Origin of the sequence: Atopobium deltae (genome assembly GCF_001552785.1) — a bacterium.
Lineage (GTDB): Bacteria > Actinomycetota > Coriobacteriia > Coriobacteriales > Atopobiaceae > Atopobium > Atopobium deltae.
The window spans coordinates 1-9597 of the sequence record NZ_KQ959506.1 but is presented as its reverse complement, the minus strand read 5'-3'; the positions used below and the strand labels follow the sequence as shown (position 1 = coordinate 9597).

The 9597-nt window shown below is 48.5% G+C and carries 10 protein-coding genes; all 10 read left to right on the top strand.

What is annotated here, in order from left to right:
• Window positions 1-222 (top strand): hypothetical protein (locus HMPREF3192_RS07005; RefSeq protein ID WP_231723359.1); only part of this gene is annotated, 222 nt, incomplete at its 5' end.
• Window positions 223-257: 35 nt separating this feature from the next.
• Entirely contained in the window at window positions 258-482 is a 225-nt protein-coding gene (locus HMPREF3192_RS04230) for a hypothetical protein (RefSeq protein ID WP_066305701.1), read from the top strand.
• A gap of 74 nt (window positions 483-556) precedes the next feature.
• Entirely contained in the window at window positions 557-835 is a 279-nt protein-coding gene (locus HMPREF3192_RS04225) for a hypothetical protein (protein WP_066305700.1), read from the top strand.
• 582 nt (window positions 836-1417) lie between these two features.
• Entirely contained in the window at window positions 1418-2377 is a 960-nt protein-coding gene (locus HMPREF3192_RS04215) for a YqaJ viral recombinase family nuclease (protein WP_066305695.1), read from the top strand.
• Window positions 2378-2394: 17 nt separating this feature from the next.
• Complete coding sequence (locus HMPREF3192_RS04210) at window positions 2395-3408, top strand: ATP-binding protein (RefSeq protein WP_066305693.1); 1014 nt, start codon at window positions 2395-2397, stop codon at window positions 3406-3408.
• Window positions 3409-3410: 2 nt separating this feature from the next.
• On the top strand, window positions 3411-3896 hold the full coding sequence (locus tag HMPREF3192_RS04205; protein WP_066305691.1) for a hypothetical protein: 486 nt from the start codon (window positions 3411-3413) through the stop codon (window positions 3894-3896).
• A gap of 8 nt (window positions 3897-3904) precedes the next feature.
• Window positions 3905-5503, top strand: a complete 1599-nt coding sequence (locus tag HMPREF3192_RS04200; RefSeq protein ID WP_066305690.1) for a DEAD/DEAH box helicase — start codon at window positions 3905-3907, stop codon at window positions 5501-5503.
• Window positions 5504-5518: 15 nt separating this feature from the next.
• Window positions 5519-7702, top strand: a complete 2184-nt coding sequence (locus tag HMPREF3192_RS04195; RefSeq protein WP_066305689.1) for an AAA family ATPase — start codon at window positions 5519-5521, stop codon at window positions 7700-7702.
• A 374-nt stretch (window positions 7703-8076) separates the two neighbouring features.
• Window positions 8077-8490 (top strand): RusA family crossover junction endodeoxyribonuclease, encoded by a 414-nt coding sequence (locus tag HMPREF3192_RS04190; protein ID WP_197414563.1) that lies wholly within the window; start codon window positions 8077-8079, stop codon window positions 8488-8490.
• Window positions 8491-9227: 737 nt separating this feature from the next.
• The coding region (locus HMPREF3192_RS04180; RefSeq protein ID WP_156422865.1) for a hypothetical protein at window positions 9228-9597 on the top strand (370 nt) is incomplete at its 3' end.

Sequence of the window (9597 nt, the reverse complement as noted above, 5' to 3'; positions counted from 1 at the left end):
GAAATCTTTAATAAGCCCTCAAACCTTACATACCGCGAGCTATATAGCTCAACAGCTTATGACGTAGTCCGTAGCATATTTGATCACGATGAGAACGATCGCCAAGACTACTGGGACAGATTGGGGAAAGACGACCAAAAACAGGTTAAGCGCTTACCCAACTTTGACGCACAAATTTTCAAGCAAATTACAGGCGTAAGCGTAGGTGAGGACGAATGCTAACCGAAGCCGAAAAGACACGCGGGAAAGGAACAACGATGAAAACGATAGCACAAGCGCTCACTTCTAGGGAGCTAGTCGCAATTAGAACCGCGCTCGGCGTCACATTGCATTATAAAGACCAGCTACCGATAGCAATCAAATCAACGGAAGAAGCGTTTGAGAAGGTGGGATGCATAATAGCTGAGGAACGCCACCAACAGAGCAAAAACTTGTATTTTCTCATCACCCCCGTGGAGCTAGAAGAACTCACAAAGGAGTAAGGCACGGGAAAAATACGCAGCCACAGAGAAATAACGGAGTAACACATGTAATTACTTTTTGAAAGGAGAACACGATGGACGAAATGACCGAAGAACAAAAGACACGCGAAACAGCTAAGTCAATCGATGCACTCATTGACCAATCAATCGCGATGAACGGCTTTATCGACCATATGCTCCAAAGCGTCCGCGATACGTTTTTCGATAGCATTAGCTTATTTAATGACGCAGCATTGGACGCCGCACAAAAGGTACTGCAACACCAACAAGGGCATCTAACAACCGCACGGGCACGCGCCAAAGTGCTGGCGGGAGAAATCGAAGATACCAAGGACGAACAAAAAGATGAATAGCCCCACAATAGGCTACACGGGGCATTTATTGACGACACGACAAGCAGCAGAATTTTTAGGTATAGGCGAACGGACTATCCGCGAGTGGATACATTGCGATTATAAACCGCTTAATTATCTAAACTTGCCAAACATAAGCTCGCCTCGCTTTACGCGTGAAATGCTAATTGAGTACGTCAATTCTTGCAGCGTTTACCCGCAAAAAAGGAAGGAGGGCAAGTAATGACCCCCGCACCTTTGCGCCCGCACCCGTTTACGGTAGCGCATTTACGCAAAAAATACGAACAAGACCCCGCAATTAAACGCCAACAACAGCGCTGCGCAAAGCGAAAAGAACACGTAAGGCAAGAGCAAGATGACGTATACACCTTGTATAGCTTGCTGGGCGTTGCGACCACGTTATATGCGCTTGCTTGTTTGTATGTTCGTGTTGCGTATGGAGTATAGGCGCGCTTACGGCATACAAACATAACCCACTCCCGCATCTCAACATACCTAGAGCGGCATTTTCATGTTTCACAAAAGAGATGCGAATCGAGGATTTTAATAACTTTTCAACGGAAGCGATGAAAGGAAAGAACCGTGATTGACGGCGAGAATAAATACTTTACCACCATACGTTGTAAAGACAACGAAGCATGGTTAAAGCAAAGAGCACGCGGCATCGGTGGAAGCGACACCGCGGCAATCTTAGGCACATCTAAATATAGAAGTGCATACACAGTATACATGGAAAAGATAGGCAAAGTAAAACCCGCGGATTTAAGCGACAAACAAGCCGTGCAGTGGGGAAACATTCTAGAGCCTATTGTAGGCGAAGAATACAAGCGCAGACACCCGAAACGCGAAGTAAGACGCGTGAACGCTGTTTTGCGCTCAGTAGAGCGACCGTGGGCACAAGCGAGCCTTGATTATGAAGTTAAAGACGAAGAGCTGGGCTGGGGAGTGCTTGAAATCAAGACGGCAGGACTCATGAGAACAGCCGACTGGGAAAACGGTATTCCCGATTATTACGTAACGCAAATTGCGCACTACTTGAGCATCACCAAGCGAGAGTACGCAGATGTAGCTGTACTTATAGGCGGGCAAGACTACCGCGAATACAGATATATGCGAGATATTCCATATGAGCAAAAACTTATACGCGCAGTAGATGACTTTTATCACAACTCAATCGTAGGCGGCGAAGTACCGCCGATAACGGACAAAGCCTCAGACGCTTTTACTGTACTCGACGCCAGCGAGCCACACTCAGACGAGATAGAGCACTATACAGACGACCTAGACCCGTTTAAGAGGTTTTTGCAAGCGCGCGAAGAAAAAGACAAAGCAGAACAAGCTTATAAGCAAGCAGGAAACGAGATTAGAAAAATTATAGGCGACGCGAAAGGCGTAAACACAGAGCTTGGACGTTTCACGTGGACGCGTAGCGAGTGCAAGCGTTTCGATATGAAACGTTTCACGAGCGAACACGAGCAGCTCAAAGAGCAGTACATGACAAAATACATGCGCGATGGTGGAATACGCGTGAGCGAGAAGTAAACAAGAAAGGAGCGTACATGTTAGAAATCACCAAAGGCGCGCAGGTGAAGCCGATTAAAAGCGTTATTTACGGACATGAAGGCATAGGCAAGTCAACGCTTGCATCTAAGTTACCAGGAGCCGTATTTATTGATATTGAGCAAGGTACGAACCAACTAGACGTAGCACGCCTACCACGCCCGCGCACGTGGACGGAGCTATTAAGCGAGATAGCGGAAATTGCAAACAATGATTATGGAATTGAAACGCTTGTAATCGACACGGCAGACGCGGCAGAGCAGTTGTGTATTGCGCACGTTTGCGCGGATGCAGAGAAAAAGAGCATCGAAGAGTGGGGGTACGGTAAAGGTTATGTGCTTGTACGCGATGAGTTCTTAAAGCTTGTGGACATGCTCAGCGAACTTACGACACGCGGGACAAACGTTTGTATTCTTGCGCATGCTTGTATCAGCCGTGTTGAAACACCCGAAGAAAGTGCATCGTATGACCGCTGGACGCTCAAGCTCATTGATACCAAGCGCACATCAGACGCGGCACTACTTAAAGAGTGGGCGGACTTACTCTTGTTCCTGGATTATAAAACGTATGTTGAAGTGAATGAAAACGGACGCGGAAAAGCAAGGGGCGGGAAGCGCGTTATTAAATGCACGCACGCAGCAACATATGACGCGAAGAACCGCTACAACTTACCTGATGAAATACCACTAAATGAAGCCTCGCGAATTGTAGAAATCTTTGCGGACGCAAGCGCGAAGGGAAGAAAACGCACACAAGAACGAAAGGAGAAAGAGAAGGCGCTCGGCATTGACGCGTATCCCGAAAGCGCAAGCACAAAACGCTTAAAAGCACATATGCTCAAGGACAATATCACGGACGCACAGCTGCGCGCGATTATTGCAGCTACAGGCAAGTACAAAGAGAGCGCGAAAGTGAGCGAATACGAGCCGTCATTTATCGAGTACATAAGCGCGCGCTGGGCAGACATCGCCAAGAAAGCAAGTAAAAAAGCAGACGCACAACCAAAGGAGTAAAAATGCAAGAAGTATTTTCGTGGGATAGCAAAGTAGACACTACCATCGATAAGCCAGAATACACGCCACTAGCGGCAGGTGTGTACAACTTTACGGTATCAAAGTTTGAGCGCAAACGCTTTAACGGAAGCCCGAAAATGAAAGCGTGTCCGATGGCAGAGTTACAGCTTACATGCACAGACGCAACGCAAGAAGGAACGGTGTTTGTACGACTTTATTTATGCAAACAGCAAGTATGGAAAATCACGCACCTATTCAGAAGTTGCGCGTTGATACCAGAAACAGGCGACCAAAACGCAGACTTCCCGTGGGATAAAATCGTAGGCGCGCACGGCATGGTAAAAGTAAAGCAGCGCGAGTACAACGGCAAAATTTATAACGACGTAGACGAATTTTTAAGCGTACAAGAACAAGCGCACATCAACGTAGAAAAGATAAAAGCACAAGTACACGACGCGCACCCCGAATATGACGACATCGAATTTTAGGGGTAGTCATGGAGCTAAGGGCATATCAACAAAAAGCCCTTGACGCAATCTTTCACGAGTGGAGTACGGGCAAAACCCGTACTCTACTTGTACAGGCAACAGGAACGGGAAAAACGATTGTTTTCGCGCAAGTTGCCAAGCGTATTGCAGACAAGGGTAAACGCGTGCTTATTCTTGCACATAGAGGTGAGCTATTAGAACAGGCACGCGACAAAATCAAGACTACCACAGGGTATACTTGCGCGCTAGAAAAAGCAGAAAGCACAGCAGCAGAAAGCACCGCGCGTATCGTAGTTGCAAGCGTACAGACAATGACACGCGAGAAGCGCATGCAAGCGTACCCACCCGACGCATTCAGCGCGATTATTATTGACGAAGCGCACCACGCAGCAGCGGAAAGTTATACGCGGATCCTGGATTATTTTAAGGACGCATACGTGTTAGGCGTGACCGCGACCGCGGACAGAGCCGACAAAAAGAGCCTATCACGCGTTTTTCAGTCTGTAGCATATGAGTACTTGCTTAATGACGCGATACGCGATGGACATTTAACGCGCATTGAAGCGCAAAGTATACCGCTTAAAATTGACATCGAACACGTAAATTTATCGAACGGTGATTATGCAGTAGGCGAGCTAGGTGACGCGTTAGAGCCGTATTTAGAGAGCATAGCCGACACCATGCAGACGGTGTGCGAAAACCGCAAAACAGTTGTATTCTTGCCACTTATCGCAACATCACGCAAAATTTGCGCGTTGTTACAAGAGCGAGGTTTGCGCGCTTGCGAAGTGAACGGCGAAACAGAAAACCGCGCGGAAATTCTACAGAAGTTCGAGGATGGCACATATAACGTTATCTGTAATTCCATGCTGCTTACAGAAGGCTGGGATGCGCCAACAGTTGATTGTATCGTCGTGTTACGCGCGACAAAATCACGCGCGCTTTATGTACAGATGGTAGGGCGCGGCACACGTCTAGCACCAGGGAAAGACAAGCTGCTATTGCTTGACTTTTTATGGATGACAGGCACGCATGAGCTTGTACGACCAGCGAGCCTTTTCGCAGGTAGTAAAGACGTAGAACGCGCTTTACAGAAAGACATCGAAGACGCAGGCACCCCGCAAGACTTACAAGATGCGACCGAACAAGCAGAAAACGAAGTACAGAAGCAACGTGAAGAAGCGCTAGCGAAAAAACTAGAAGAACTAAGATGCCGCAAGGCGCGACTTGTTGACCCGCTGCAATACGAGATGAGCATTTGTGACGTTGACTTGCAGACATATGAGCCGACGTTCACGTGGGAATTTGAAGGCGCAAGCGATAAGCAAAAGCAGCAGCTTGAAGGCGCAGGAATTGACGCAAGCACACTTTCAGCAGGAAAAGCCGCACAGCTTATAGATAAAATCTACAAGAGGCGCGCGTTAGGTCTTGCGACACCGAAGCAGGTACGCATGCTAGAGAAAAAAGGCTTTAATCACGCAGGTACATGGACGTTTGACGAAGCGAGCGCGATGATGAGCCGCTTAGCCGCGAACAATTGGAGAGTACCGCACGGAATCAACCCCGCGACATACGAGCCGCACGCGCGCAAGAAAACGACCGCATAACGCAAGGAGAGCAGGATGCACCACGACGAAGAAAGCGCGCATGAAATACTAGATGCGTTGAGTTACATCGACCCCGCGTGCTTGAGCTACCAAGAGTGGGTAGACGTAGGTTTTGCGTTGCATGAAAGCGGACTAGCATGCAGCATTTGGGATGAGTGGAGCGCGAAAGACAGCGCACGCTATCACACGGGGGAATGCGCGCGAAAATGGAAATCGTTTGGACGTGGGCAAGGCGCGCATGTAAGCGCAGGAACACTCATGTATCTAGCGAAGCAAGCAGGATACAGCACGATGGGCGAGGTGTTCGACTGGGACAGTAAAGTAGATACCACAATTGATAAACCACCGTCACCGCGTTTTAGTATTGCGTGGGCAGACGAGGCTACACCCGATGAAATGACGAGCACGGAAAAATCAACCGTGCAGCTATCAAAGTATTTAAGCGCGCTGTTCGATGATGATGACCACGTGGGATACGTCACAGAAAGCTGGACGACACAAGACGGGCGCCGCGTACCGACCAAAGGAAGTTACGACAGGACCGCGCTACAGTTGCGCCAAGAGCTAGCGCACGCAAAAGACCTAGGCGCAGTGTTGGGCGATTATGACGCGGACACGGGCGCATGGATACGTTTTAACCCGCTTGACGGACGCGGCGTAGGCAATGCAAACGTCACAGAGTACCGTTACGCGCTTGTAGAATCAGACACCGTACCATACGAGAAACAATTATCGATGATACGGCAGTTGAAGCTACCATACGCGGCAATCGTCACGAGTGGACACAAGAGTGTGCACGCTATTGTACACATTGACGCGGGTACAGATTATGACTTGTACCGTAAGCGCGTAGAGGAGCTATACGCATACGTCCGCACGCAAGGCTTTGAACCCGACACCGCGAACAAGAACCCGTCGCGCTTGTCAAGGCTACCAGGAGCACGCCGCGGCGACAACCAACAGTCGCTTATTAGCGTAGGCGATGACGCAGAGTTCAAAAGTTGGAGCGAGTGGATAGACTGGAGAGCCGAAGAAGACGACGACTTGCCCGAAATCGAAAAGTTTTCAAGTATTTACGAGAACTTGCCCGCGCTTGCCCCCGTGCTCATAGGCACAGAAGAACACGGCATATTGCGCCAAGGACACAAAGGCATGCTAGCAGGACAGAGCAAGGCTGGAAAATCGTTCGCACTTTTGCAGTTAGGTTTAGCAGTTGCAACGGGCGGCACATGGTTAGGCTATCCATGCACGCAAGGACGCATATTGTACGTAAATTTAGAGATTGACGCGGCGAGTTTTGCTCATCGCGTAGCCGATATAGCAAGCGTGAAGCAGTTTACAGGCGACTGGGCAACGAGGTTTGACATCTTGAACTTACGTGGTTTTTGCGCGCCACTGGATAAGCTTGCACCGAAAATTATTCACAAGTGCTTAAAGGCATCAGACGGCAAAAAAGGCTATTACTCAATCGTGATTATTGACCCGCTTTATAAGATAATCACGGGCGACGAAAACAGCGCAAGCGAGATGAGTAAATTTACCGCTTTATTCGATAAAATTGCATATTCAACGGGCGCAGCAACATTTTCTGTACACCACCACTCAAAGGGCGTTCAAGGCACAAAACGCACGATGGACAGAGCGAGTGGCTCAGGCGTGTTTGCACGCGACCCCGACGCGCTGTTGGACTTGTCACCGCTGGTAGTACCCGACGAAGAAAAAGACGCGCTAGACGGCGCGACAGCGTGGAGATTGTCAGCGACGTTGCGCGAGTTCAAGGAGCCAGAACCGATAAATATTTATTTTCGTTACCCCGTTCATGAGATAGCGGGCGACGAGGCGTGCGAGTGGAAGGTGGAAGGCGAGGAAGAGCCGTACAAACGCTTGACGCCAAAGGAACGCGAGCAGAGAAAAGAATCACGCAAGCAGGACAAACGCGACGTAATCAACGCGACACTTTCCATGATATGGAACGAGAAATTCAAGCACCGATGCAGCGCAAAAGACGCAGAACCCGTAACGCTTGCAGAGCTTACCGACGCATACGCAGAAGCGAGCGGACGAGAGGCAAGTGAGCGCACTGTTCGCTTATGGTTGCGTCAAGAATGGTGCGCGCTTGAAGGCGTCGGGACAGGCAGAAATTATGCGATTCAGCGCAGAAAACGCGAAAACGAAAAGCCGCAGGTAGAAGGCGAGTAGAAAATTTAGAAGGCAGAAGGCAAAACTATATACTACGTATATACGGTAAATGCCTTCTTGCCTTCTAAAGCCGACAATCCGAAAAACGGAAAATACTCCGTCGTGTTTTTGAATGGCAAACGAACGATTACGCAAAGAGCACGCCGGCGCCAAGGACGCGCCGGCATACTCTTGCTATTTTTGGCGGCGCAAAAATAATCGCGTTCGCCACCAAAAACGACAACGACCCTCTAACCCCCTACAGAAGAAAAAATCAACGGAACCGCAGGTCACATATGGAAAAATTCACAGAATACAGGCTACAGAACACAGGGCAGCTCGCGAAAAAGCACGTTAGAATCGTTCGTTTGCGCACGTGGAGCGCGTGGTTAGCGATGGAAATACCACGCACGACACACAACGCGCTTGTAGCGAGCGTCACGCGCGATGGACGTCCGTTCATCAGGAAATCAGACAGGCTCAAAGACGCAGAAGACAGGATTATGAGCGCGATTGAGCACGCACAACGCGTGCAGACGCGAGCACACGAGCGCAGACTGGGCAGCACAGGCGCGGCGCTATCCGTGGAGGTGACGTGGTGTTTTCAGGACAAAACGGCACAAAAAACGCAGGTAGGCAAGCCGTATATGCGAAAACCCGACATGAGCAACATGCTGAAAACGTTGGAAGATTGTTTGACGCGCACGGGAGTTATCGAGGATGACAGGCTCATCGTGAAAGAGAGTTTGCGCAAAGCGTTCGATGAGCGCGAGGGGATTCTTGTCACCGTTGAGGAGTTTAGAACATAGCGCACCGCCCACGAGAAGGACGGAGCGGCGCGCAAATAGGGTGCGTGATATTGGGGGCGCGAGAAGGCGTAAAACGCGCTAAAAACGGCATTACAGGCGCTCACAGAAGATATGAGCATGTAAAATAGCACAAAACGAACAAAAAGGCAGGAATCACGGGGTCACGGCATGGACGCATACGAAAGCCGGACGGCGGTGGATTTTGATAATGAATATTCTGTACGAAATTATGCATACGATGAATACCGCGCATACCAAGCAGATAAATAAAAATTAGCACACCAGCCAGAAAAGTTTATTACATACGCAAGGCAAGCGTCTAACGCCCGCACTCATCACCGCAAAACTAGTATTACAAAATGAGAATAACTAAGAACACAAGATATAGGGGGTAGAAAATGTATAAAGTAGTATATCATTTAACAGACGGGTCTGTTGTGGACGTAGAATTTGATGGGTACAGTAAAAAGAACATTGTACAACTTATCATTAAAATGGAACGCACTATTTCAACAAACGGAACTATCCGAGTTCAAAAGCGGATGCTAACTGGATACCCAAAAATCATAAGCATCAACACTAAATATATTACGCAAGTTGAATATATAAACCCTGATGACAGGGTCACAGAAAATAATTAGAGGCTAAAAAATAATTAAATAAGTGTTTGCACAATTGGCAAAACCGCAGGTAGTACGGTATAATAAAACAAGTGTTTTATAACGTGAGGAGCGCGAGTGAAAGAAACAGAAATATATAGCATACTTTCAGCATATAATTCTGCACGTGACCTTTTCAAAGCGACACAAAACGCAGCACAAGAAGCAGCTCATATAGAGCTTGCGCTGGAGCAAGCAAAAACTCGCGAATTACCGCATGCACAATCTTACGAGCAACGCATAAAGACAGGTCATATCACAGACGCACTGTTGCCAACGGACATGCGCATGCAGCTTGAAGAAAAGAAGCGCGAAATACTGGCGCAAGATAAAGCACTTGTGGAATATGCTTATTCGATTTTATACGGCACTCAGACCACATCTGGACTTAGCGAGCTTATCGACATTCAAACATGCGAAATAGTCGAGCACAAATTCATACACAACA

Coding starts and splice junctions, on each gene's coding strand:
- HMPREF3192_RS04230 (WP_066305701.1), top strand. CDS start 258: ATGAAAACGATAGCACAAGCGCTCACTTCTAGGGAGCTAGTCGCAATT.
- HMPREF3192_RS04225 (WP_066305700.1), top strand. CDS start 557: ATGGACGAAATGACCGAAGAACAAAAGACACGCGAAACAGCTAAGTCA.
- HMPREF3192_RS04210 (WP_066305693.1), top strand. CDS start 2,395: ATGTTAGAAATCACCAAAGGCGCGCAGGTGAAGCCGATTAAAAGCGTT.
- HMPREF3192_RS04205 (WP_066305691.1), top strand. CDS start 3,411: ATGCAAGAAGTATTTTCGTGGGATAGCAAAGTAGACACTACCATCGAT.
- HMPREF3192_RS04200 (WP_066305690.1), top strand. CDS start 3,905: ATGGAGCTAAGGGCATATCAACAAAAAGCCCTTGACGCAATCTTTCAC.
- HMPREF3192_RS04195 (WP_066305689.1), top strand. CDS start 5,519: ATGCACCACGACGAAGAAAGCGCGCATGAAATACTAGATGCGTTGAGT.
- HMPREF3192_RS04190 (WP_197414563.1), top strand. CDS start 8,077: ATGGAAATACCACGCACGACACACAACGCGCTTGTAGCGAGCGTCACG.